23 protein-coding genes are annotated in these 26,288 nt (G+C 35.1%); 15 read left to right on the top strand and 8 right to left on the bottom strand.

Annotated elements, in window-relative coordinates; genetic code table 11:
- The first annotated feature begins 133 nt into the window (after positions 1 to 133).
- From J0M37_05395 to J0M37_05385, 3 genes are all read left to right on the top strand, one after another.
- Positions 134 to 1,441, top strand: coding sequence for a deoxyribodipyrimidine photo-lyase (locus tag J0M37_05395; GenBank protein MBN8584511.1), 1,308 nt, complete (start codon positions 134 to 136; stop codon positions 1,439 to 1,441).
- A 135-nt stretch (positions 1,442 to 1,576) separates the two neighbouring features.
- Positions 1,577 to 2,527 carry a TerC family protein gene (locus J0M37_05390; protein ID MBN8584510.1) on the top strand — a complete coding sequence of 317 codons (951 nt, stop codon included), beginning with the start codon at positions 1,577 to 1,579 and terminating at the stop codon, positions 2,525 to 2,527.
- Between the two features lie 109 nt (positions 2,528 to 2,636).
- Complete coding sequence (locus J0M37_05385; GenBank protein ID MBN8584509.1) at positions 2,637 to 3,257, top strand: hypothetical protein; 621 nt, start codon at positions 2,637 to 2,639, stop codon at positions 3,255 to 3,257.
- Positions 3,258 to 3,429: 172 nt separating this feature from the next.
- Here the strand turns inward: J0M37_05385 and J0M37_05380 are convergent, their stop codons facing one another.
- Complete coding sequence (locus tag J0M37_05380; GenBank protein MBN8584508.1) at positions 3,430 to 5,175, bottom strand: T9SS type A sorting domain-containing protein; 1,746 nt, start codon at positions 5,173 to 5,175, stop codon at positions 3,430 to 3,432.
- A 477-nt stretch (positions 5,176 to 5,652) separates the two neighbouring features.
- Between J0M37_05380 and J0M37_05375 the strand changes: the two genes are divergently transcribed.
- The gene (locus J0M37_05375) at positions 5,653 to 6,810 is read left to right on the top strand and encodes a hypothetical protein (GenBank protein ID MBN8584507.1); all 1,158 of its coding nucleotides are present in this window, start codon (positions 5,653 to 5,655) and stop codon (positions 6,808 to 6,810) included.
- 11 nt (positions 6,811 to 6,821) lie between these two features.
- On the opposite strand, the gene J0M37_05370 is transcribed toward J0M37_05375, so the two are convergent.
- From J0M37_05370 to J0M37_05360, 3 genes are all read right to left on the bottom strand, one after another.
- A complete protein-coding gene (locus tag J0M37_05370) occupies positions 6,822 to 8,753 on the bottom strand; it encodes a hypothetical protein (GenBank protein MBN8584506.1) in 1,932 nt (643 codons plus the stop codon).
- Positions 8,754 to 8,840: 87 nt separating this feature from the next.
- Positions 8,841 to 10,055 (bottom strand): T9SS type A sorting domain-containing protein, encoded by a 1,215-nt coding sequence (locus J0M37_05365; GenBank protein MBN8584505.1) that lies wholly within the window; start codon positions 10,053 to 10,055, stop codon positions 8,841 to 8,843.
- Between the two features lie 63 nt (positions 10,056 to 10,118).
- Positions 10,119 to 11,063, bottom strand: a complete 945-nt coding sequence (locus tag J0M37_05360) for a helix-turn-helix transcriptional regulator (protein MBN8584504.1) — start codon at positions 11,061 to 11,063, stop codon at positions 10,119 to 10,121.
- A gap of 170 nt (positions 11,064 to 11,233) precedes the next feature.
- Here J0M37_05360 and J0M37_05355 point away from each other — a divergent pair, with 170 nt between their 5' ends.
- The 4 genes from J0M37_05355 (at position 11,234) to pdxH (ending at position 14,288) form a co-directional block, all read left to right on the top strand.
- Entirely contained in the window at positions 11,234 to 12,688 is a 1,455-nt protein-coding gene (locus J0M37_05355; GenBank protein ID MBN8584503.1) for an NADP-dependent isocitrate dehydrogenase, read from the top strand.
- A 61-nt stretch (positions 12,689 to 12,749) separates the two neighbouring features.
- Positions 12,750 to 13,184 carry a hypothetical protein gene (locus J0M37_05350; protein ID MBN8584502.1) on the top strand — a complete coding sequence of 145 codons (435 nt, stop codon included), beginning with the start codon at positions 12,750 to 12,752 and terminating at the stop codon, positions 13,182 to 13,184.
- A gap of 13 nt (positions 13,185 to 13,197) precedes the next feature.
- On the top strand, positions 13,198 to 13,596 hold the full coding sequence (locus J0M37_05345) for a GNAT family N-acetyltransferase (GenBank protein ID MBN8584501.1): 399 nt from the start codon (positions 13,198 to 13,200) through the stop codon (positions 13,594 to 13,596).
- Positions 13,597 to 13,646: 50 nt separating this feature from the next.
- Entirely contained in the window at positions 13,647 to 14,288 is a 642-nt protein-coding gene (pdxH, locus tag J0M37_05340) for a pyridoxamine 5'-phosphate oxidase (GenBank protein MBN8584500.1), read from the top strand.
- Positions 14,289 to 14,296: 8 nt separating this feature from the next.
- Here pdxH and J0M37_05335 read toward each other — a convergent pair whose 3' ends face one another.
- Positions 14,297 to 15,733, bottom strand: coding sequence for a hypothetical protein (locus J0M37_05335; protein MBN8584499.1), 1,437 nt, complete (start codon positions 15,731 to 15,733; stop codon positions 14,297 to 14,299).
- Positions 15,730 to 17,187, bottom strand: a complete 1,458-nt coding sequence (locus tag J0M37_05330) for a hypothetical protein (GenBank protein MBN8584498.1) — start codon at positions 17,185 to 17,187, stop codon at positions 15,730 to 15,732. Before J0M37_05330 ends, J0M37_05335 begins: the two co-directional genes overlap by 4 nt.
- Positions 17,188 to 17,998: 811 nt before the next feature.
- Between J0M37_05330 and J0M37_05325 the strand changes: the two genes are divergently transcribed.
- From J0M37_05325 to J0M37_05295, 7 genes are all read left to right on the top strand, one after another.
- The gene (locus J0M37_05325; protein MBN8584497.1) at positions 17,999 to 18,409 is read left to right on the top strand and encodes a hypothetical protein; all 411 of its coding nucleotides are present in this window, start codon (positions 17,999 to 18,001) and stop codon (positions 18,407 to 18,409) included.
- Between the two features lie 33 nt (positions 18,410 to 18,442).
- Positions 18,443 to 18,850 (top strand): hypothetical protein, encoded by a 408-nt coding sequence (locus tag J0M37_05320; GenBank protein MBN8584496.1) that lies wholly within the window; start codon positions 18,443 to 18,445, stop codon positions 18,848 to 18,850.
- Between the two features lie 135 nt (positions 18,851 to 18,985).
- Positions 18,986 to 19,228: a hypothetical protein gene (locus J0M37_05315; GenBank protein MBN8584495.1), complete on the top strand. Its 243-nt coding sequence runs from the start codon at positions 18,986 to 18,988 to the stop codon at positions 19,226 to 19,228.
- 33 nt (positions 19,229 to 19,261) lie between these two features.
- Positions 19,262 to 19,810, top strand: a complete 549-nt coding sequence (locus J0M37_05310; protein ID MBN8584494.1) for a DUF1877 family protein — start codon at positions 19,262 to 19,264, stop codon at positions 19,808 to 19,810.
- A 14-nt stretch (positions 19,811 to 19,824) separates the two neighbouring features.
- Positions 19,825 to 20,298 (top strand): hypothetical protein, encoded by a 474-nt coding sequence (locus tag J0M37_05305; protein ID MBN8584493.1) that lies wholly within the window; start codon positions 19,825 to 19,827, stop codon positions 20,296 to 20,298.
- Between the two features lie 217 nt (positions 20,299 to 20,515).
- Entirely contained in the window at positions 20,516 to 21,361 is an 846-nt protein-coding gene (locus tag J0M37_05300) for a DUF4097 family beta strand repeat protein (protein ID MBN8584492.1), read from the top strand.
- A 185-nt stretch (positions 21,362 to 21,546) separates the two neighbouring features.
- Entirely contained in the window at positions 21,547 to 22,809 is a 1,263-nt protein-coding gene (locus J0M37_05295) for an asparagine synthetase B (protein MBN8584491.1), read from the top strand.
- A 65-nt stretch (positions 22,810 to 22,874) separates the two neighbouring features.
- On the opposite strand, the gene J0M37_05290 is transcribed toward J0M37_05295, so the two are convergent.
- Together J0M37_05290 and J0M37_05285 are read right to left on the bottom strand one after the other, a co-directional pair.
- Positions 22,875 to 23,309 (bottom strand): hypothetical protein, encoded by a 435-nt coding sequence (locus J0M37_05290; GenBank protein ID MBN8584490.1) that lies wholly within the window; start codon positions 23,307 to 23,309, stop codon positions 22,875 to 22,877.
- A 113-nt stretch (positions 23,310 to 23,422) separates the two neighbouring features.
- The gene (locus J0M37_05285; protein MBN8584489.1) at positions 23,423 to 26,287 is read right to left on the bottom strand and encodes a PD-(D/E)XK nuclease family protein; all 2,865 of its coding nucleotides are present in this window, start codon (positions 26,285 to 26,287) and stop codon (positions 23,423 to 23,425) included.
- Position 26,288 lies beyond the last annotated feature (1 nt).

Here is a 26,288-nt window from a genome sequence, read left to right as displayed (position 1 = left end):
TATATACTCTATAAAGAGCAAAAAAGCATCTGTTCAATTTCACAAACAGTTTTCCGGCAGTTAGTTATCATGCGAAGAGAGCTTGAAGAAACTGAACTGCCTTCGACTGAAATTATTGTATATTTGAGAACGATTGAAAAATAAAATAAACATATTCTGGTTCAGACGTGATCTGAGGCTGAATGATAATACAGGCCTTTATCACGCGCTGCAGGCCGGACTGCCGGTATTGCCCCTGTTTATTTTTGACAGCGAAATTCTCGATAAGCTTGAAAACAGGTCTGATGCAAGAGTTGAGTTCATACATAACTCTCTGTTGGAAATCGATAAAGAGCTTAAGCAGTATAATACCTCTTTATTGACTCTTGCCGGCAGGACGCAGGATATCTGGAAAAAAATTTTAAATGATTATGATGTTTCTGAAGTATTCACGAACCATGATTATGAACCCTATGCAATAAAAAGAGATTCAGAGATCAAAACATATCTTAATGAAAACAATACAGCATTCAGTACATTTAAAGACCAGGTAATTTTTGAAAAAAGTGAAATTGTTAAACCGGACGGCAGCCCATATTCTGTATTCACTCCATACAGCAAAACGTGGCGGGCAAATCTAAAGGAAAACGACCTGACAGAAAAAAACATAAAGGGTAAAGAAAATAATTTTTATAAATTCTCGGCAAACGTTCTTAGTTTAAATGAATTAGGATTCAAAGCAGCGGGTTTAAAATTTCCTTCTAATGATATCAGACAGGATATAATAAAAAATTATGATAAGACCCGCGATTTACCGTTCATTGATGGTACCTCGAGATTAAGTGTACATTTACGTTTTGGGACTGTAAGTATTAGGCAGCTTGTAAAGAAGACCTTGAAGCTCAACGATACCTGGTTAAATGAGCTTATCTGGCGTGAATTTTTTATGATGATACTTTATCACCATCCTCATTCAGCGGGATCATCATTTAAGCCGGAGTATGACAGGATCAAGTGGAGAAATAACGAAGCTGAGTTCGATGCCTGGTGTTCTGGGCAAACCGGATTTCCCATTGTTGATGCTGGAATGCGGGAGCTGAATGCCACAGGTTTTATGCATAACAGGGTAAGAATGATAACTGCCAGCTTCCTGTGTAAGGATCTTTTAATAGACTGGAGATGGGGTGAAAGATATTTTGCTGAAAAGCTGCTTGATTATGAAATGTCTTCAAATGTAGGTAACTGGCAATGGGCTGCCGGTTCCGGCTGTGATGCGGCTCCATATTTCAGGATATTCAACCCGCTCAGCCAGCAGCAAAAATTTGACCCTGACCTAAAATATATTAATAAGTGGATCCCGGAATTAAATTCCTTAAACTACCCGGCTCCTATAGTAGACCACAAAGCTGCAAGAGAAAGAACACTTTCAGCTTATAAATCCGCCTTAAAAGCAACAACCTAAATATATGTTTTTAAAAAATAATTCTATTGTTTTTACATAAACTTATGGATTAAATTAAAAGTCAAGCAAAAATTAAGAAACTATTACCATAACCCCTGCAATTACAGTATCATAACACAATTATTCGGAGTAATATTGGAAGATAAATCACTATACTGGATCTTATTCAATGTTTTTGTACTTCTGATGCTTGCATTGGACTTAGGGGTATTCAACAGGAAAGCTCATGAAGTTAAAATGAAAGAAGCATTGATCTGGAGCGGAGTTTGGATATCGCTGGCTTTGATCTTTAATGCAGGTTTATATTATTTCTACACCCCTCCTGAAGGATATACACGTGCTGACTCTGCACTTCAGTTTTTAACGGGATATGTAATTGAAAAATCCTTAAGCGTAGATAATATTTTTGTATTTGTACTTATTTTCACATACTTCAAAGTACCCGCAATTTACCAGCATAAGGTATTATTTTGGGGAATTATAGGTGCACTCATTATGAGGGTAATATTTATTTTTGCCGGAGTTGCATTAATAAATAAGTTTGCCTGGATCATTTATATTTTCGGTGCGTTTTTAATCTTTACCGGAATAAAGCTTGTAGCACAAAAGGATAAGGAAATTCACCCTGAAAAAAATCCGCTGTTAAAGCTGTTTAAAAGATTTTTCAGGGTTACTGATACTTATGAAGGCGGAAAGTTTTTCACGATATATAATCACCGCAAGGCTGCTACTCCGCTTTTTGTGGTTTTGATCATGATCGAAACCACAGATTTGATATTTGCAGTTGATTCTATACCGGCAATATTAGCAGTTACACAGGATCCTTTTATTGTTTACAGCTCAAATGTATTTGCCATACTTGGCTTGCGTTCATTATATTTTGCTCTAGCCGGACTTGTTAAGCTGTTTAAATACCTGCATTATGGTCTGGCAGCTATACTTATATTGGTTGGTTCAAAGATGATCCTCAACCATTATTATTCAGCAAAGATAATTTCCACTGAACTTTCACTGATTCTTATTGTATTAATACTTGCAGGATCTGTAATAGCATCACTTTTAAAACCAGGCGATAAACAAGCCTGATAAAATAGGATATAACACGATTAGCAGGAATTAGGTATTTATTTTTAATAAAATTAATGATTAATTGCAGCAATATTTCAGCAATTAAATAAATAATTTTAGCTTATTTATGGAAACTAAATTCCTGCTGGTTTTAATTCCCGTTCTGATCGTACCATGGATCGTATTTTATTTCGTTTTTATTTCTTCAAATAAGAAAGTAATATCCAATTTTAAAAAACTTTCAGAAAAGTACCAGCTAATCTCTGATTTCACTAAAAAAGTTGGGATGAAAACTCATCCTTCTGCAGAAGGTATTTACAGAAACCGGCAGGTAAAAATTGAAAGTATTGTTCGGGATTCATTAGACGGTAAAAAAGTAGTTCCGCATACTGTTTTATCCGTTGATTGTTCAAACAGTGATAATTTTCATTTTAAAGTTATAAAAAGAAATAAACGTAATTCAAATAGCCACAGTGCAGGTTCAACTCTTATTGAAGATAATGAGTTTGATGATAAATTTATTTTAATAACCAACAATCCGCAAAAATTAAAAAATATATTTGATTTTAATACTAAATTCAAACTTGACCAGGTAAATGCTTTAGGGTTTAACGGATTGATAGCGCTTGAAGGCAATAAGCTGCTGTATATGGAACCCGAACTGATAAATAACAATGATGCCTTAATGAGGCTTGAATTAGTGATGCATGAACTTTGCGATATTGCAGAGGTAATGAAGTATAATTAACTTCACAAAAAAACTCCTTCAATCAAAAGACCGAAGGAGTTGATTTGGGGTAAAACATATATAAAAGGATGCCATTAAATCGTTAAATTGCCTTCTTTTTCTCCTCTAATTCCACATTTACAATAATTCCATATGTATCAAAAACGTTAACTAACCACACTTTTTTAATAGATTATTTGATCAAGATCATCTTTTTAGTTTCAGTAAATATTTTCCCGCCATCAGCAGTTTCAACCCTGAGCCTGTAAATATATATTCCGGAAGCAATGTGTTCTGCATGAAATTCTGTTTCATAAGTTCCGGCATTTTGAAAATTGCTTACAATTTGTTCAACTTTATTGCCTAATATATCATACACTGATATATTAACATCAGCGCTTGCTTTAATGCTGTATCTTATCTTAGTGACAGGGTTGAACGGGTTTGGATAATTCTGCATTAAACTGAAATTAGCAGGGATATTGCTGTTTATGGTTGTAATCCCTGTCAGAGGTCCGAATGTCCCGTCAAATTTAATATTCTGAGCATATATTCCGCCGCCATCGAGCCTTTTATCCTGCCAGCATAAAACACTGTTCCCGTTAGTTTGATTTATAACAGAATTAATTCTTATCTTGGAACTGGAAATACTGCTTGCTGTAACAATATTTCCAGGCCAGTGGTAAGACCCGGAAGGACCAAGTTTTGAAGCTTTGATCAGATTAGTATTGGATGGCGCAGACTGGTTAAAACATATTATTGCAGATGTATCTCTTGTCATCACAGTATACAAACCAACCTGGTCTGTACCAAGTGATTGAATTGCAATTCCATCACCCCATTGCCTTACACCTGAAGAATTTATTTTCTGAGCGTAAAAACCCCACTGTGTCTGTCCGCTGTTTGCTTCCTGCCAGACAACATATGTTTCTCCTGTTGCCGGCATATAAGCAGCTACCGGTGAAAAATGATTATTGGTTGTGTTGCCTGATACCGCTGTTCCGTTTACAGGAAATAGAACCGTTCCTGCAGAATTTTTTCTTTGAATATAGCCTGTTGTCAGATTTACAGAATTTCTGTCATCATGCCAGCAGTAAACTGCACCGTTGTTTCCATCTGAAAATAAACGAGGTGTATAAAATCCTGAAATCCTGCCTAATGAATAAACTGTATCCTGTGTTGCATTCCATACCCTTGCGCCGGTTGAAGAAACTTTCTGGCTGTATATCCTATAGTTTGCGGGACTGATAAACGAGCCGGTATAACCAGAGAACATAACGATTACACTGCCGTTATCAGAAGGTACAATTGCCGGCCAGTCATAATTTTCATTGGTTCCGCTTGTCCATATTACAGGAGAAGTGCCCCATTGTTTTACTCCAGCAGCATTTACTTTCTGCAATGCAAGCTTTTGAGGTCCGGTTCCGATTCTCCAGAAAAAAACATAGTTACCGTCACTTGTTTGAACTACTTTAGGATTTGGCTGAAATGAATTTACTGAATCAGAAAGAGTGATACCGTTAGCTCCCCACATTTGTGTACCTGAAGGGCTTACCATATAAGCAAACGGGTTGATCTGTCCTCCGCTTCTGATATCGGTAAAGGTTAATATACAATTATTATTGTTATCAGCTATCATATCCCAATCAACCAGTGATGAGTTCTGCGGATTGCTGCTGATTAATATACCGCCGGGTGTAAACTGAGCATTACCGTTAACATCCAGCTTCTGTAAATAAACAGCATAACTTCCTCCCCTGTTATCAAACCATGAATAATAAGTTGAGCCATCCGGGCATAATGCAAGCTTTTGCACTGATTGCTCACCTGTTTCATCACTAACAAGAGTATTTACCGAAGTATTCGGATTCCATTGCGCATAAGAACTTATTACCGGAGTGAATAATAAAATCAGGGTAAAAAATTTAAAGTATCTCAATTTCATTTTAAAAATTATAGTTTTCCGCAAGAATGTTCTATAAAAATACTTTTACTATGATATACAATCAAATAGAATATTATTCATATTTACCCACCTTAATTTTTAATATTTAGCTATATTGTACTATTAAAAAGCAATATACCCATGAAAATTACCCATAAACAGAGATATTCTAAATTTATTGAATTATTCTTCAATTTTGAAATAAAAGAGAAGAAAAACTTCATAAAGTTTGCTCAAAATCCATATTTCAGCGGAAAACGCAATCATAAACCTTTACTTAACATATTATTAAAACTTCAAAATTCGAATAATACCTCAGAATACCAATCTATTGAAGAATTATTGCAAAATGAACTAAAATTAAGCAAAAGGGCATTGTGGAACAGGCTTTCGGAATTAAATAAAATTTCAGAAAGTTACCTTGTCTTTCAAAACATTAACAGGAAAAAACTTCAAAGGAACAATCTGCTATTGGAAGAATACTCTGTCCGTAAACTTAATAATCTGTTAAGGCTTCAGCTTACTACCGCTAAAAAATCAGCATTAAATGAAAAGATAGAACTCGATACTTACTTTGCTGTACATCTTTTATATCAGAAGATCAGCACTTTTTATACCGAGCATAACAATAGATCGGAATCAGTATTTTATTATAAGCAGCAGTCAGAATACTGGATGCTTCATTTCCTGATAGTTTTATTTAAGCACCTTCTGGATACTGAACTGCAAAAGAAAAATAATATTGATATATCTTCAGAACTTTCAAATAAACTACTGGACTGCATCGATAAAGAAAAGCTTCTTTCAATTGTCAAAAAGAATCTTCCCGTGGTATCTATTCCGGCGGAAATATATTACCTCTTGTATTGGTCATTTAAAGAACCTGATGGTTCGGAATTTTATTTTTCGGCAAGGGATATGTTCCTGAAGAACAGAAACATGTTCTCCGCAGAATATAAAAATGAAGTGTATCAGTATTTAAGGAATTACTGTATTGATAAAACAAACAAAGGTGAAGCCGGGTATTACAAGGAGATCTTTACACTGAATAACAGTATAATACAGGAAGGATTATTTAAAGACCTGAATGTTGTGAATTCCAAAACCAATAATTTCAGGAATTTTATTTTCGCCGCACTTAGGCTAAATGAATTTGACTGGGCAGAGAGCTTTATTAACATGCATTCAAAGGAGCTCCCGGAGGATATACGCGAAGATGAGGTAAACCTGAACTCAGGTATTTTAAAGGTATATAAGAGAGATTTCGTGAATGCTTTGAATTACCTGAAAAAAGTAAGAAGAAAAAGATATTTGCAGTATCTTGATACAAGCGTTTATAAATTAATAATTTTTTACGAATTAAATGACCCCGAAAATTCTTACGCTGAAACTGCAAGGCTTAAAGATTATATAAGAAAACATAAAGATATTCCGGCATATCTTAAATCAGGTTATCAAAAGTTTATAAAGATCTATGAAAACCTGCTTAAATTAAGCCATAATTTTGATAAAACCGAAACAGAATATTACATTAAACAAATGGAACCCATTAAAAATGTGGGACTGGGAAGCTGGTTGTACGAAAAAGGCACTGAATTATTAAACACAGCTTCCAGGCACCAAAAATAATAGATTAAGTATTATTTAGTCAGATTCTCAATTATCTTTTTTCCATTTTTATTATCGGGATTAAGCTCAACTGACCTTTTATAATTTTCAATTGCAGCCAAAGTATTTCCGGATAATAAATATGCTTCTCCAAGGCTGTCATATACATTCCATGATTGCGGATACAGGTCGCAGTTAAGGCTGAAAATTTTTATAGCTCCATCAAAGTTTTTTTTACCCAGTGCATAATATCCTATACCGTTTATAATATTTTCGTTCAATCCCTGGTAAGAAGGGTTGTTAATTTTAGCCGCTCTCAACAGATCCGCAGCTTCTTCATTTTTACCTTCATCAAGCAGGTGCTGCGGAGTTTTAAAAACTCCTTCATATCTTTTTATAACCCATTCATTACCCATATAATTTATTTTCAGGTCTTTATTTGCCGGAATTATTTTCAAGCCGGCAATATCAGTGCTTAGCGAACCGCCGGCTTCAGGATACAACCCGGTTGAAATAAAGCTGACATTTCTTCCGACAAAATCCATTTGCATGACCTTCATTTTCATAGCGCCGGCTTCTTCGGTTATTTCAAGGCTTTGTATCGGGCTGTAAGAATAAATTCCCTTAACATTTTTATTTACACCACCGCTGGTATGGCCTTCGTAGCTGTAATTTAACACCGCGTCAAGCACAGGATCTTTACCCGAAAAATAATCAGCTGAGCTGAGTTCAATTTTAATATGCGGTTCGGTGGCTTTTCTGTTATCCACGGGAAAACTGTTTTGCCAGAAAATTGAAGAGAGTCTTACTTCCAGTTTAGAATTCGGAAGAATAAGCGGTCTGTTATCGCCATAATGATTTGGTGAAGCTCCGGTTGGTTCACCGGCAAAAATAGCCTTTGTATTGAATTCAAGCTTTGTTGTTAAATATGATGCCGCAGAAAATGTCTGTTTTCCTATTATTACAAACAGCTTTCCCTTTCGGTTAATTCTTTTATTGTTACTGATAAGATTCACAAATGGCTGGCATGTTGCATTGTTTCCGCCGCTGTTATTCCTTATATCAATTACAGTTTTTTCTATATCATTTGAATTAATAAACTCTTCAAGCCTTTTACAGAAATGTTTCAGGCTGTCTTCCGGATCGTTAAGCACTCTTTTGTAATTAATGTACAGGGTTTTATTTTCATTCAGGTATTCGAACCAGTAATTCTTTTCTTCGTTTTTCATATATAGAGGCAGCCCATTATTATCTGAAGCAACCGAATTGTGCTGCATGCGGCTGATTTCTATTGCATCGAGTTTTATGTATTTTTCAGAGCCGTTCTTATCTATCACTGTTAATTCCATTTCATAAGGATTGGTTGTTATTCCAAGTCCGTTCATAAATTCAGCAATTACCATATAATAAGGAAGGTTGAACTTCTGTGAGTATTCATTATCACACGGAACAATTGGTTTTACAATCTCAATTACATCCTCAATTGCCTTCCCGTTTATTTTTATAACTTTACAGGCTATCAGTTCGTTGTATTGCGGAGCAGAAGCAGTTACATACATACCATCAGAAAATTGGTACATCTTCAGCGGAAATACATTCAGTTTATAACTTTCTTTATTAGCTGAAATATGAAAATTAAAAATGTTTAATGCAGTATGTCCATCACCTATCATGGCAGTCATTTTCGCTATTTCGCATAATGCTTCGTTATCGTTCATATTTTTGAGTCTGCTTTTCAAAACTTCAGAATATAACTCAAGATTTTCCTTTGAAGTATTTTTGTACGGAGCAATGTGAATTTTTGGCATTTCATTCACAAAGTAATCAATATCTTCAGCCCATTTTTCTGCTGATAATTTATTCTGAGATGATCTGCTGCCCGGTATATTTTGTGAGATGGCTTCAGAAACGGCAACAAACAGCATTAAAGCCGTAATGATACGGAAGACTGTTATTCTGTTCATAATGTATGCAGATTAATAAATTAGGAGAGCTTTTTATTTAGATGGTTTAAAGGCTTATAAGGTTTCAAAAATTTATTATTGCGATATTTATTTCAAAAATATCATTTTTACTGCAGAAGTATACTTTTCAGTTTCTATTCGGCAGAGATAAATTCCGCTTGGCAGCTCACCAGGGTACCAGACTGTTTTATACTTTCCCGGATGCAGAAATTCATCAGCAATTACTTCAATAAGCCTGCCGGTGATATCAAATACAGTCATTTTGACTTGAGTTGATTCAGAAAGATCGAAGTTAATATCAGTTGAAGGATTAAACGGGTTCGGGTAATTTTGATGCAGAGCAAAATTTACAGGTATTTCATTTGATATTTGTTTGATACCAATTCCGCCGCTAATTGTTCTCAATATTGTTCCGTTTTGACCAACAGCTAGTCCGTTTAATTCATCTGAAAAATCAATGCTGTACAGATCGCCTGATATATTTACAGGCTGATTGGTCCAATTCAAACCGCTGTTAGAAGTTTTCAGAATTCTGCCTGTTCCGCAAATATAACCGGTTACAGGGCCTGTAAAACTCACTGAATATAATCCGTTAGTTGTGCCGCTTGAAATGTTTGTCCACGTAGCCCCTGCATCAGTTGTTCTTATCAAGCTGCCGCCCATTCTGCATACAATTCCGTTATTACTATCTGTAAAATATATTGCCCTCAGATCATTAGTTAAATTTGAGGGGGTTTGAAACCAGTTCATTCCATTGTTTGTAGTTCTTAAAACCAGTCCTCCGAATCCTGAAATATATCCATTTAAAGGGTCTGTAAAAAAGACGCCGGTCAATTCAGCATTCACACCGCTTTGCTGCACCTGCCATGAATCGCCTCCGTTGTTCGTTCTGGAAATTGTGCCGTTTAAGCCAACTGCAGTGCCGTTCAGTGCATCAGAGAAATGAATGTTCACTAAAGTACTGTTAGTTCCGCTGGTAAGTGTAAGCCAGTTTACACCGCTATTGGTAGTTTTGATTATTATTCCAAGCTCGCCGGCGGCAATGATTGTTTCTGAATTAACGTATGTAATGCTTCTCAGGAACCTGTTAGTGCCTGTATTTAATGTAAACCAGTTTAATCCGCTGTTGGTTGTTTTCAGGATTACTCCGTTAATACCGCAAACATAGGCATTATTATTATTTACAGTTACTACGCCCAGCAAGGTTGATGTAGTGCCGCTGGCCTGCTGCTGCCAGCCATTTTGCGCCGAAACATTACTTTGTATCAGAAAAACAAGGAGAATTAAAAATTTATATTTCATAATTACTTTATTTGGCTGTATTAATTTAACTGAACAAAAATAATGCTTACCTTAAAAACAGATTTACTTAGAATTGACTTTTTGAGATTTGCGGTAATCAGTTGGAGTGATTTTGAAATGGCGGATAAACGATTCGCTGAAAGAGCTTAAATATTCAAACCCTGATTCTATTGAAATTTCCGAAATTGGCTTTTCAGAAACAGCAAGCAGTTCTTTTGCATTATTTAGCCTGGCTCTGATCAAATACTGATAGGGAGTCAGACTGTAATATTTCCTGAATTCCCGAAGAAGGTGATGCTCACACATACATGAAGCTTTTGCAATTTCTGAAAGGGAAATTTTCTTTTCAATTGATGACTCAATATAGTCGCGGGCAATACATAATCTCCTGTAAACTTCAATTTTAGTAGATTGCTTTACAGCCTGGACTTTATCGATTCTGCTGTAAAGCTGCCTGTTAAGTTTTAAAATCTCTTCAAGCAGTATACTCAACCGCTCTGTGTAATATTCTTTAGGGTAATTGTTAAGATACATGCTCTGCCTTATCTCAGTAAGAGCAGGTATTATGATACTATCGGCCGGATAAAGTGTTTCGATAAAATTAAAACGACCAGGTATATTTTTAAAAGTATCGGGGGATTCAAGAATTTTATCAACTGGATCAAGCAAAGATCCCAGAACATGCTCAACAAACGAGCTTTCAAAAAAAACGGAAAAAGAATGAGTATCTTCTGTACTGTTAATATAACTGCTGTATTTCTGCGACTGGTTAAATAAGAGAAAATTATTTTTATTCACCCGGTAAAATCTGTTATTGCTAAAATAAAATTCTTCGCCTTTAAAAACATATTTAATTGTAAGAGGTCCCCCCGGATTTTCAGGATATTTTACATTTCTTGATCGTGCGTTAATCAGCACACTGGAATTCATGTAAATATTGTAATAATCTTTTTCGTTAAATCCGGGGCTTGAGAAATCAGGAAAATTTTTAAAGAAGGCTATGTTCAAAATTTGATTTTTTTGAGGTTTTCTTTCATTATTAGATGCAATTTAGAGACCTATAGTTTCATTTTGAAACCCAAAAACTACATTTAATTTTACCCATTAAATTCGTAATTTTGCACATACACTCCGAAATTATATAAAAAATATAAAATATATTCAAGAAAGGATATTAAATGTCTGAAAATACTCCAATTACAGTGGCTTATGGCGATGGAATAGGTCCTGAAATTATGCAGGCTACATTAGATATAATTAAAGCAGCCGGTGCAAAAATTGATATTGAAGTTATTGAAATTGGCGAAAAAGTATATGCCAGGGGAAACTCTGCCGGTATTGAACCCAGTGCATGGGATTCATTAATGAGAACAAAAGTTTTCTTAAAAGCTCCAATTACTACCCCGCAGGGCGGCGGCTTTAAAAGCCTGAATGTTACCACAAGAAAAACACTCGGTTTATATGCCAATGTAAGACCGTGTTATTCCTATTTTCCATTTGTGGAAACAAAACATCCTGTAATGGATGTAGTAATCGTTAGAGAAAATGAAGAAGATACTTATGCCGGAATTGAATACAGACATACTGACCAGGTTACCCAGTGTTTAAAAATTATTACTGAACCCGGATCAGAAAAAATTATCAGGTATGCATTTGAATATGCCAGGGCAAACAACAGAAAAAAAGTTACCTGTTTTGTTAAAGATAATATTATGAAGATAACTGACGGGTTATTTCATAAAATATTTGATAAAATTGCGCTGGAATATCCCGATCTTGAAAATGAAACCTGGATTGTTGATATAGGCGCTGCCAAGCTTGCTACAACACCTGAACAGTTTGATGTGATAGTGATGGAAAATCTTTACGGTGATATACTTTCAGATGTTACAGCGCAGATGACCGGCTCAGTAGGTCTTGCAGGTTCTGCCAATATAGGCGATAAATGCGCTATGTTTGAAGCTATTCACGGTTCTGCTCCCAGGAGAGCCGGACAGAATTCAGCAAACCCTTCAGGTCTGTTACTTGGCGCTGTAATGATGTTAGCACATATTAACCAGACAGAAGTTGCGCAAAAAGTTCATAACGCATGGCTAAAAACTATTGAAGACGGCGTACATACTTATGATATATATAAAGAAGGTAACAGTAAAGAAAAAGTTGGCACTAAAGAATTTGGTGAAGCAGTTATTGCAAGACTGGGACAAAAACCATCTAAATTAAAAGAAGTAGCATACAATGATTTTAATTTAAAGGTTTACGATCATTATGACTACAGGAATATTAAAAAAGCAAAAAAAGAAACCGTAGGCTCTGATATATATATTCACTGGAATTCAGGTTCAGCAAATGAGCTCGGTGAACAAATGAAAAAGATTGCAATAGAAGGATTAAAGCTTGTAATGATATCCAACCGCGGTGTAAAAGTTTATCCGGGCGGACATTCAGAAACATTCTGCGTTGATCACTGGAGATGCCGTTTTCAGTCCATAAATGACGGGGAAGCAGTTTCTCATGAGCAGATCATTAAACAGCTTGAAGCTATTAAAAATGCAGGTTTTGATTTTATCAAAATTGAAAATCTCTGTACTTTTGATGGCGTGCCCGGATTTTCTCTGGCTCAGGGTCAATAAATTTATCTTTAGATATTTTACTTACGGCTCTGTTTTAAAAACAGAGCCGTTTTTATTTTAAATGCGCATATTAATAAAGACAAAAGTAGGTCAAAATTACAGAAAAGTTTTCCAAGGCTTTGATATTAATCTATTTATGAAACTTAAACCCCCTTTGGTTGGTTTAAAAGTAAAAAGGTTTGAGGGATGCAGCGAAGGTGATATTGTGCAGGTGGAAGTTAATATTTTAGGTTTCAAACAGCAATGGACATCATTGATAACAGAACAGGTTCAAAACGAAAAGGAAATATATTTTATTGATGAAGGAAAAGTTCTGCCAAAGCCATTAAAGTACTGGAAACATAAACACATAATAGAAAATTCTGTTGATAGTAGTATAATTATTGATGATATTACATATAAATCAGGAAATAAATTGATGGATTTTTTGCTGTTTCCCGCATTTTTTATGCAATTTTATTATAGAAAACCAGTTTACAGATCATATTTCAGATAAATAATTTGAGTTTATGGTAATAAGTTATAAAACCAACGCAAAATTAGAAGCACATGAGCTATCGGAGCTGTTTAAGGCATCGGGGATCAAGCGTCCGGTGGAAGATCTTAACAGGATCAAAAATATGATAGATAATTCCAATCTGATAGTTACTGCCTGGGATGGAGAAAAACTTGTTGGAATTGCCAGGGCATTAAGTGATTTTGCCTATTGCTGTTATCTTTCTGATCTGGCAGTAAACAAAGATTACCAGAACCAGGGAATTGGTCATGAATTAGTAAATGAAATTCAAAAGCTCATCGGCGATGAATCCAACCTGGTATTGCTTTCTGCACCTGAAGCAATGGAGTATTACCCCAAGATCGGGTTTGAAAAAGCAGGAAATGCCTATATTATTTACAGAAAAAAATAGAGTGATATTATAGGTTGTTAAATTTATCATTCTATTGGTAAATTTGTATTATGGATGATAAAGAAATTCAGAATCTAAGAAGACAGTATTCCAAAAGCACCTTATCTGCAAGCAGCGTAAGCAAAGACCCTTTCAAACAATTCGAAAAATGGTTTCAGGATGTTTTAAAATCAGGATTCTTAGAGCCTAATGCTATGACCCTGGCGACTGCTACAAAAGCAGGTAAACCTTCCGCAAGGATTGTATTGCTGAAAGGAATCCATGATAACGGGTTTGTTTTTTATACCAATTATAAAAGTAAAAAAGGGAAAGAAATTGAAGAAAATCCTTTCGGAAGTTTATTGTTTTACTGGGATAAGCTTGAGAGACAGATAAGAATTGAAGGAACAATAGAGAAAGTTTCACAAAAGGAAAGTGAAGAATATTTCAATACACGCCCTTATAAAAGCAGGGTCGGCGCATGGGCATCCAAACAAAGCAGTGTGATCGAAAGCCGTTCGGCAATTGTAAAGGAATTTTTAAAGTATATGATGAAATTCAAAAACCACGTTCCCCTGCCTGATGTTTGGGGCGGTTACCGGCTGATACCGGACTCATTCGAGTTCTGGCAGGGAAGACCAAACAGGCTTCACGACAGAGTGAGATATATCAAAAATAAATCCGGCTGGAAAATTGAAAGGCTTGCTCCATAAAATCTGTTTTATTCAGTTAATTTCTTCACTTCTTCAACTATCCATAGTTTATAAGCAAAATATTCATCCCGTTCAAGTTCGTATAAAAGCTCAAGAGCTGCCGGCTTATCTTCTTTATACCTGATATTATTTAAGTAATTGGTATATTTAATAAATTTGTGATATTGAGTTTTTCTCATATCAGTCATAAATTTATTATTCTGCACAGTCTTTTTAAAAGTATCAAGCAAAGATTGAAGCGGCAGTGTCCAGTTTAATCCGTAATATATCCTTGACTGCAGGATTCTAAGGTCCATTTTAAGATATACTTCTTCAGGCTTGCTTTTGGCCAGGTATTCAAGCGCTTTTTCATAATTTCCTTCTTCATTTTCAAGATAAGCCATCCCGTAGTAATAATATGCTTCCCTCGAAGATTCATGAATCTCATCTTTATGATCCTTAATAAAATTTCTGAGCCATTCAAATCGTTTTAGTTTTGAAGCAGTTACCACCATACTTGAAAAAAAAGAATTCGGCATGTAACCGTGATTTTTGTATGTATTCTTTTTTAGTTCAAGCTCATAAATTGTAAATGATTCGTCAAGATACTCCTGCTTACCCATTCTTAAACACCTTACACAATAATTTTCCATATTGATATAAAGATCACCAATGGAATCACCTATCTCATTTTCATGTTTTATAACCAGCTCTTTCAGCTTATGATAGTTCTCTTCATCTTCGGGTTTAATGAACAGCATTATTACCCTGTAGTATATAATTATCAAGGGAACACTTTCAAACTGATGAATATTAAAATTTACAAGAATATTTTCAAGAACCGATGTATCAACTTTTACATTATATAAATAAACCGTGTTCAGGGTGATGGCATAATATTTCAATACACTTACGAGGTAAAAATTCGTGATATTATCGCTGAAAAGCTGGATATTATCTTTAGTAAGATACTTTTCATATTTACCCATGTAAATTTCAGCAAGATAGTTGAGTTTATGCTCAGCGAACAGGTACCGGTTCCTGAAATAATTATTATCGTGAACATTAAATGCGTCCAGGTCCTCATTTGCTGCATCGATTAACTTCTCGTAATCTTTAAATAACTTTCTTGAGAACAATTCTTCAAGCAAAATATCTTTTTGCCTGAACTTATCTTCACAGAATCTGTTATAAGCCAGGAATTTTTCAACAAGCTCATATAAATAGTACATCAATAACCTTAGAGTACTGTCTTTAAACGGCTTCCCCGGAAAAAGCTTTGAAAATACTTTTTCTTTTTCTATTTTAACCGGCTCAAAATCCGGGTAATTTTTTTTGATCAACTCGAACAGCTTTACAACATTAACGTTTTTATTAAAAAATGGAGAAGATACGAATTCCGAAAACTCCTTCATTTCTTTTTGCGAAAATGTTCTGAATGCTTCTATGAGACTGCTTCGGTTCAATTTAATATTTCTCCTGTTTTATTTATCAGCCATGATCTTTCAAGGGTATTTGGAGTGCTTTCTATATCCTCCTGTAATTTTAAAAGGTCTTTTGATGAATTTTTTTCTTTTATCTTAACCAGGCGCGTGTAAAACTTCAGAAAGTTCAGAATTCTGGCAAACCTTTCATCGGAAAGTGACATTTTATTATTATTCAAAAAATGCCTGTAAGAATCAATCTGGTAAGCAGATTGCACCAGCATGCCCAGCTCATAATAAATTTTCAGAGTAAGATCCCTAACGGGAAGCTTATACTGTATGTGCTTTATGGTGCGGATGCTGTTAATAAACAATAGAGCCTTTTCATAATCGCCTTTGCTGAAATGCAGCCTTGAATAGGAATAGTTTATCACTACATCTGTATTTTCGGGTGAAAGCATTGATTTATACTCCTCAATAAAATCTTCTGCCCACTTAAATTCAGATACTGCCAGTGCAGTACTGACTATATTCCCGAACATAAGATCATCAAAATAAATATGTTCGGCTGCCGCATAAAGTTTTTGTTCAATACAAATTTTATACAGCTCAAAACGGGTTTGAATATACCCCGGCTTATTATTATAGCCCATATACACGCAGTAGCTTTGCAGTATATTATGCAGGCTGTAAAGATCGCTTCTGGAAAGGTTGTTAAAGCTGGTATAAAAGATATCTTTTAAGATCTCAAAATGTTCTTCTTTCTTTTCTTTTATCAGTAAAACTTCATAAAGATGAAGTTTTATCTTCAGCTTTTCCCTGAAATAATTATCTTTGGTTAAAAGGTAATCCATTATATGCTCAATAAAATCAAAATTGTGTTCAATTTGCTCATACATGTTCTTATCAAGCATAAAACGGTAATGATTAAGGGCTTTGGAAAGGTAATAACTGGTTAACTCATCATCAATATATGTAACGGTATTAGTCGTATAATTCTTAAAATCTTTTTGTTTGAACTTTGTCCAGTCCATATAGATCTCTTTCTGGTTCTGGAGCTCATACTTTTTGAAGAAATAATCGGGGTCATGAAAAGTTATAGAATTTATATCCTCTTCAATTTCATTGTAGTACTTTAGAAAAACCTTTTCAAGTTTTCTTTCATTCAGCTCTTTTAAAAGGTTCAGTCCCCTGTTCAGATCATCCTTTCTGAAATTAATATATGCCAGGTAATCTTCAGCCAGCTTTCCCAGATTATAAATAACCGTTCTTAAAAAACCGTCATTGTATTCTTTATCCCCAAAAAGTTTTTCAAATACAATTTGTTTATCAAGGTTTTTATCTTTGAATTCCGGATAAAACTTTTTCAGATATTCGTAAAGATGTTTTACATGAATATTTTTATTGAAAAACGGAGACTTCACGAATTCACCGAATTCTTTGAATTCCTTTACAGAAAATTTACTGAGAATTCCCAGAAGCGTAGAACTAATCATATATTTTTATTCGGAAAATTAAAACAATATATGATACTTTTTAACCATATAAAACGCATTTTTACGACAATAATTACCGTTTTTAAAAATATTTAACTTAAAAAAACCCGCATTTTTAAAAACATCTTAAAATACTATTCTAAAACAAGAATTTGTGAACAATATAAATTCTCATTCCTATGCTATATACATTATTTATAATTGTCTTAATGATTATCCGCAAAATTTAAACAGAAAATTTAGATAAAAACCTGACAACAATAAATAAATCCTTTCTTTGTTCACTGTAAAATTTGAGAATATATTTGTATGTAAAATAAAATGATCACTTTTCTATGATGATATTGCTTAGCCCGTAATAGGAAGCCCTGAAGGTATCGCTGATCATGTCCGGGCAGACTTTAATAAACTACTTAATGTTATACCTGTCTTCAGAGGTATATTAATACAGGATTGAAACAGCAAAGTTCACTGAATCAAAAAAAATGCTTTATTTAAATAATGCTAACTTTCAATTTTGTTAAATTTTCGTTCAATTACTGATTTTTTACCACGATAGTTATTAACTGCAATTTTTGAAAACAATCGTAAAAATCTTTCGAAAAATCGGGTACTAAAACAATAAAGTATAAATTTCCAAGTTTTAATCTATAATATACAATAGTTTAGGGTGGCGTTATTATTCTGATCAAAACAGTGCAGGAAACAAAAGATAAACAAATATAAAATCATTTCTTTGTATTGCTTACTATTCAGAAGTATTTTTGTAACAAGTAAAATTTACAAACAAAAATCAGAAAGGATTTACAAAATGTTCGGATTCGGAAAAAAAATCGAAAAAGACCCCAAAAAAGCTATTGAAAACGCAGATAAAGCAATTAATTCAGGGGTAACAGGCTTTTTAACAAAAACATTCATGGGTCAGGATTTTGTTGACCAGACCAATGCTTCCTTAAACATGGCAAAAAATTATACAGATACCAGCAACCTGAACCAGACAGGTATGGGCGGAACCGCTGAAGTATTAAGCATCGAAGATACCGGCGCTTTAATAAACTTCAATCCGGTTGTCAGAATGAAATTAAGGATAACCCCGCAGTTCGGTCCTGCTTTTGAAACAACATCAGAAACAGCAGTATCAAAAATTGCCATCCCCAGAGTAGGAGATAAAATTAACATAAAATACAACCCGGCAAATACTTCACAGGTACTGGTTGTATAAAAATATTTAAACAATACAGGAGGAATTCAAAAAATGAGATTCACAAAATTAGCTTTACTTTTATTTGCAGTACTTGTTGTATTTTCAGGCTGCGGCAGGATAAAACAGATCCAGCAGATCACAGATAAATTTTCAGGAGACAGGCTGTATTTCTGTGAAAGATATGTTACCAAAGAGATCGGCGAAGATACCAAGTTCAAAGCAGGAAAGATCACAGTTATGGTTAAGCTCCAGAATCCGATAGGAGAAAAGGAAGTAGATATCAACGTAACTGATGCTGCAACCGGCAAAGCTGTTGATACATTTCCTTTCACTGTGCAGCCAAGCTGGGATTATATCCACTTTGATGATGTTGAATTCAAAGATAAGGGAAAATATAAGGTCAGCTGCCTTAAAAAGAACGGTGACGTTATCTGCAGCGGTGAAGTAGAGATAATATAATTATTAAATTAATAAGCAGATTAAAATAATTATAATCATTAAATAATTTCCAATCTCAGCCGGAGGCAGCCGGCTGAGAAACGGAAAAACAAAAAAATTTAATTTACCCTACCAATTAACGGGATATATAATTTGATGGAACACATTAGAGGGATTAGTATTAAAAAATATGCTGAACTATGCGCGGATATGGATGATGTTTTAAACGACAGGCAGGCATGCATTAAAATTGCCGCTGAAAACGGGATCAAAAGAGCAGACTGGGAAGCTGCACACTCCGGTTGGCAGGAAAGGATAACAGATCCTTCAGATATGGGAAGAACTGCATCAGTATTTGTTGCTCACTGGAAAGATGCAAAAAATAACAGGAATAAATAAACTGAATTATTTACCGGCTTAAAACTTTTTTTAATGGGTTTATACTGTGATATAATCAGGATACCGGATGACAAGATTGATAAATGTATAAAGCTTGCAGATGATCAAAACGGGCTTTACAGATTTATCCAGGATACAGATCCGGAAAACTGGTTTGAACTTGATAAAGCATGGCACGGAATTAATTATATTTTAAGCAGCATTTCAGCAGAATACGAAGCAGGATTTTTGTTAAATCAAGGTACTGTTCTGAGAAAATATAACTGGAGCGAGATTTACGGCGTTAATGTAACTGATATGAGACTGTTTGATTCAGCACAGACTAATAAAATAAACAATTGCCTGAGTAAAATATCTGCAGAAATTTTCAGAAAAAACTATAATTCAGGCAAGCTTGCAGTAAATAAAATTTACCCGGGCATATGGAAACAAGTCCGCGGAATAAAAAGGCTTGTCAACAGTCTTTCACCTTCAGAACTGGCAGCAAAAGAATTTTTAACAGGTAATTACTTAAGGCTAGCTGAGTTTATAAGCAAAACAGCAGGATTAAGAACAGGTATTATTATAAAATACCATCAATAATATTAATATTACTAATGCAGGAAATAAACGGAATAACAATACAAAGATATGCAGAACTTATCTGTGCCACTACCGATACAGTTACTGAAGAAGAATTCTGGCAGGCGCTGGAAAAGGAAGGTATTTCAAAGGATGCATGGCAGCCGGTTAAAGACGGATGGAACGCAGAATTATTCAAACCGGAAAATTATCTAACGCTGCAGCAGGATTATAACAATGCTCTTGAAGCAGCAATTGAAAGAAAAAACAACGGCAACCCGCCCTGCACATTGGAAGAATTTGCAGATCTGAATGCCCAGTTTTATTACAGGAAAGACCCTGCTAATAATAATGAAATTATGGAATATTCAGAAATATTAAAACAAAACAACCTGGCACCTCTTAAATGGACAGAATTTTCAGGCTACTGGGCTCCCAAAACTGCCAGGGATGAATATTCACAGAAATACTTCGATCTATTGAACATTGCTTCCGCTAAATATATGTAAATACAGCAGTAAACATAAAAAGTATATAATCTGCTTGATTATATTTTCAATAAGAATCACCCCCCAATAAGCCGTAATTAAAACTACGGCTTTTTTAATTTAAGAACTAAACCTATTTTGATCGTACTACATCTAATATATAGTTATAATAAATTTTAATAATAAAATTATGCGTATTATTTCAATATTTTTTAAAAGTCTTCTAATATTATTGCTTATGGGAAAGTTAACATTTGCAGACGATGCAAGACTGTTGTTTGAAAAATCAATTCCCACTGAATCCGGAAAGGAATTAATTACAAGCTTAGTTGCAGGCGGAATAGAAATTTCTACCTGGGATAAAAACGAAGTAAACGTTAAGGTTTTTGGCAACGATGAAGCCGAAGAAAAGATCGTTTTTTCTGCTGAACCTACATCAACAGGTGTAAAGGTTGAAGGAAAACAAAAGGATAAAAATAATTTTAAGAATCTTACCATCAGGGTTGAAATAACAGTTCCAAAGAACTATGACCTGAAACTATACAGTTCAGGCGGAAATCTTACCGTTAAAGATATAACCGGTAAAATTGAAACGAATACTTCAGGGGGTAATATAAAGATCGATAATACCAGCGGAAACCTGGAAGCTTATACAGCCGGCGGAAATGTAACAATTTCGGTATCCAGCGGAGACGTAAAGGTATCAACATCAGGCGGTAAAATTTCAGTCGATGAATTTAACGGTAATGTTGATGTTTCAACCGCCGGAGGTGATATTGTACTTATCGGTAAGAACGGCCGGATAGATGCTTCTACTGCCGGCGGAAGCATTAAGCTTGATTATGAAGGTAAAAACCTGGGTATAGATATCAGTACACTCGGCGGTAATATCACAGCAACACTGCCCGGTGATTTTGATGCTGATGCCGATATTGGCACACTTGCAGGAAAAATTTCATGTGATTTTGCAAAAGTTCAGAAGGAAAATCATGTTTCTTCTTATATCAGGGCAAAGTTCAATAACGGCGGAGAAACATTCAAATGTACAACATCAGCGGGAAATATAACTGTAAATAAAAAATAGCTTCAAAAAAGCAGTACAGCAGAAATCTTTTCATTTGACCGGGCAGAATTTTTGCCCGGTTTTTTTGTATATAAAATGAAACAAATTAGAGGATTTTTTCCTTTAATCTAATATAAACCGCTTAAATTGATCTTTAAATCATTGTTTCATTGATTACTTAAATAAATTACCATAATTTGCCTATATTGAAGAAATTTTTAACCATAATACTGCTTTTACTATCAACCACAGGCTTTGCTCAGCAAAAGCTGCTGATACCTATGGATGTAAATTCCCAAACTGACCATTTAAAAGCATACGGTATTGCTTACAGGCATTTGCTTGGAAATAAGGAGCTTGACTGGCTTCTTAATTACAGGGGCGGCTCTTTTATGTTCGATTACACCAATGAGCTGGCAGGCGAATGTGTTGCCAAAAATGTAAGCTATGAGCTTCTTTCAGGCACACAGGCAGCGCAGGTATATGCCGAAGTGCAGAATGAAAACAATAATATGGATCTTGTTAGGCTTGAAAAAGTTGCTAAGATCGCGGTATATGTACCACCCAATGCGTTACCATGGGATGATGCTGTTCAGCTTGCCTTAGATTACGTTGAAATTCCATATGATAAAGTATGGGATGAAGAAGTTTTGAACGGTAAGCTTAAGGATTATGACTGGATACACCTTCACCACGAGGATTTTACCGGACAATACGGAAAATTTTTTGCTGCATTCGGTTCATCTGCATGGTATATGACACAGAAACAGACAAATGAAGATATGGCAAAGAAGCTGGGATTTGCAAAAGTTTCTCAGCTAAAGCTTGCTGTTGTAAAAAAACTGAGGGAATATGTTTCAGGCGGCGGCTTTTTGTTCACAATGTGCTCAGGTACTACTACCCCGGATATCGCTCTTGCTTCGCAGTATACTGATATATGCGACGTTATGTATGACGGCGATCCAATTGACCCTGATGCAAATAGTAAGCTTGATTATTCCGAATGTATGGTCTTCCAGAATTTCCAGATACAGCTGAATCCGTATGTATATGAATATTCTGATATAGATATAACAGATGCTGAACTTATGGCAGGGCAATATAATGACTATTTCACACTATTTGATTTTTCAGCTAAAATAGACCCCGTCCCTACAATGCTGATTCAATGCCATACGGCTGCAATAAAAGGTTACCTTGGTCAGGAATCCGGCTTCAGGGAAGAATTTATAAAGCCTAATATGACCATACTCGCCAAAAATGACGGGACAAACTGGGTGAGATATGTACACGGAAATTACGGAAGAGGAACATTTACTTTATACGGAGGCCATGACCCTGAAGATTACCAGCATGCAGTGGGTGACCCTAAAACAGATCTTTCATTGCATAAAAATTCACCCGGGTACCGGTTGATACTTAACAACGTTCTTTTTCCCGCGGCTAAAAAGAAAAAAATGAAAACCTGATAAGCTTAAATAATTGATGAAAATAAAAAAGCAGAGTAGTACTCTGCTTTTTTATAAAATTTATTTTATTCCTTATTTTTCTTTCCCTGTTTATTATGTTTCTTACCCTTTTTCTTATTCATATGTTTTTCTTTTTTCTTCTCTTTCCATTTATTCCATTTTTCAGTCTGGTCTTTTGAAAAAACTCCCTGAAGCTTGCTGTCTGTATCCTGGAATATTGCTTTCTTCTGTTCTTTACGGGCCTCTTTTGTAATTTCAGAATTATTCCTTAAAGATTCCATTTGCGTTGCCTGAGAATAAATAATATCATAAACCTGTTTTGCCTGGTCGTCGGTGAGTCCCAGTTTTTTTGTCATCTTATCTGTATGAAGCCTTGCTCTTTCTTCCGGAGTTTTTTTCACTCTATCCTTTTTAAAATCCTGGGCTGTTATTGTTTGACCGGCTATAAATAAGATCATTAAGCTTAAGAATACATTTAAAATTTTGGTTTTTTTGTTCATTTTTGTCCTTTTTTTGAATAAATTTATAAAATTTACCTCCTGAAAATAAGACAAATCTAACAGGAAAAAGTTTAATATTGATTTAATTCTTTACATATTGTTACAATTACAGCTCAATTGCGGTAGCAAAGTGAATTATACGGGCAATATGTGCAGTGTTCATCATTACGGGTCTGCCTGAAGGGTGTGTTCTTATCGAAGATTTCTGTGAATAAAGCAGTGAGCTTTGAATCAAAATACTCCTTTTTATCCGGTGTAATAGGCTCATCTTCAAACCAGAAAATTCCGCCTGAAAGCTTTTTAAGCGGGTAAACCCCTATTATCAGCTTTTGGTTTTTGTTTGTATTAAGATAAAGCGAGGCATAGAACATCTGTTGGAAATTTTCTTTTCTTTTAATGTTCTCAAACATATTATCAATATGTTCATTATCAGAGATCTTTATGGGTTTATTTTTAAGGTCAACAGTCCCTGATTTATAGTCAACTATACGTGTTATGCTTTCCTTTTGCTCAATTCTATCCAGCCTGCCAAAAAGCTTTACCTTATAACTTTCACCATTTGCTTTAATGCTCAGCTCTCTTTCTGCTTCAGTTTCCAAAGCCAGTATTTTAAAAGGTGCCTGCTCTTTATCAGCCTGCAGTACTTTTTGTACAAGCTTTTGAATCACTCTTTTATACAGCAGGTTCTTACCGAGCTTAACATCAGAAAACTCAGCATACTCTTCATACTTACTGCAGGCTGCCTTCCATAGTTCATCAAAATTATTTTTCGCAAGGTTTAACTTTTCATCTATCATTGCAGCAGTAACATCTTTACCTGTATCACCGGTATAAAGATCTTCCATTACCTGGTGAAAAATATTGCCGAATGCGGCAGCTGAAAAATACTCCTCAACCTCATCTTCTTCCTTAAGTCCGGCAGCCTTTTTAAAATAGAACTGCAAAGGGCAGTTTATATAAGAAAGTATTGTAGTAGCTGAATACTGCTTTTGTTCTTTTAAAATTTTGATTACTTCATCTGTCTTTTCGATCGAAATTTCCTTTCTTACAGGAAGCTCAATATCACCTGATAGCAGCAGCTCTTCAACTTTGATATTCTTATTTTCTTCTGTCAGCTCATTAACAACCTGCATTATAAATCGGCTTTTTTCGCCGGCTTTAATTACGCCAGTTTCGGTGTTATATATAAGAGTAACATTTTCAGCTTTCTGCAGCAGCCTGTAAAAATAATAAGCATAGTCAGCTTCTATATCTTCGGGAACCGGCAGCCTGAAAGCTTTTTTAAGGCTATAGGGTATAAACGAGCTGCTGCCTGCCTCCGGCGGAAGGATGCCTTCATTAACCGATAGTATAAATACATTTTCAAAATCAAGAAGCCTCGTTTCCAGCATTCCCATTACCTGAAGCCCTTCAAGCGGCTCACCTGAAAACGGAATCTTTATGCTTCGGAAACATTCAATTAGAATATTCCAGAACGTATCCCGGCTTACATCAGAGCTGTAATCAGCAAGAAGGTCATTTATTCGGTTAAGCTCCGCATACGCTTTATTTAAAAATTCAACTTCATATATATTATTACCTGTTGATGTATTTGTTTCGTTAATATTTTCAACCGTAACAATTTTGAACAGGCTGATAAGTATTGCATTAAAATAATCCAGTGCTTCTGTTGATGTTTCTGCAGTTTTAAATATCTGTGCAATTATACCCACGGTATCATCAAATAATTTCAGCAGCATATTGCCCGAAACGTAAACAATATTGCGTTTATTTATTGTATTAACCGCTTTGCCTGCTGCAATATTGCTGAACTTCCTGATAAAAGGATGCTGCAGGATATTAAGTACATCCCTGTGGTAAAAGACTGCGGAGCTTCCTTTGCCTTTTGCGCCTGCCTGCAGATTCTTTAAAGCATCAATAAAGCTGTATAACATTGAGTTTTTAAAAGAGTAACCCATTGTTATATTTATTTTCTCAACATTCTCAGGCAGTGAGTGTAAAACCGGGATAAGCATTGTATCATCAGGCAGAACTACGGCTGTTCTCATCAGCTTATCTGCGGGAATTGCCGAGAGCTCGTTACCAAGAATTTTAGCCTGAGATACTTCAAGCGGTGAACCGATGATCTTGATATTTTTTGCAGATTTTGTCAGGTCATCGGTTTTCCAATCCGGCTGACCGATATTCAGCCTTGCAAAATTGCTCCTCAAAAACTTTCCGGCTTCCCTGGATGTATCTTTTAAATAAAAATTATCAGCATCCCAGAATGTTTCTGCTATACCCTGCTTTAGCAGCTCACTTATAATATTTTCCTCGCATTTATTCAGCAGGTTAAAGCCGGCAAAAATATATTTTTTCTTTTCAGGCTTAAAGCTGCCATTCTTAATGCTTTCATAAAGCAGCCGGTAAGCCATACCTTCATAGCATATATTTTTGTTTTCAAGCGCTGTTCGGTATTCGGTATAGACCTTACCCAGCACTTCCCACGTTTTTATGAAATCATCTTCAAGCTTGTTAATTTCTTTGAATGAAAAGCTTTGCCAAAAACGGTAGAATTCATCAATATCTGCCGCATTAAAATCAAAATCTTCTTCTACTTTTTTATGTTCTTTAAGTATTCTGAATAAATAACCTGCCTGAACCAGATTTTTATCGGTTTCATCAAAATCTCTGAGAATAATTTCACCCCAGGGGTAGAACTTATCAAAGGAAACATCAGGGTTATACTTTTTATAAATTTCGTATAATTCAAAGATCAGCGTAAGGTCATCTGCAACGGTACACGGGGCATGTTCTCTGATAAACTCACTGATACTGCTGGTAACCGGCGACCATAAGGGAGCTTTTATCAAAACGGATAAGTAATGTTTAAAATAAAGTCCCGCCCTGCGTGAAGGAAATATAAGCTGAACGGAAGATATATCATCTCCGTATTTATTGTATAATGTTTCAGCTAATTTTTCGAGGAACGGTTTCAAT

The sequence above is a fragment of the Ignavibacteria bacterium genome, assembly GCA_017303675.1.
Lineage (GTDB): Bacteria > Bacteroidota > Ignavibacteria > Tepidaquicellales > OLB5 > OLB5.
This window is presented reverse-complemented; position numbering and strand designations above follow the sequence as displayed.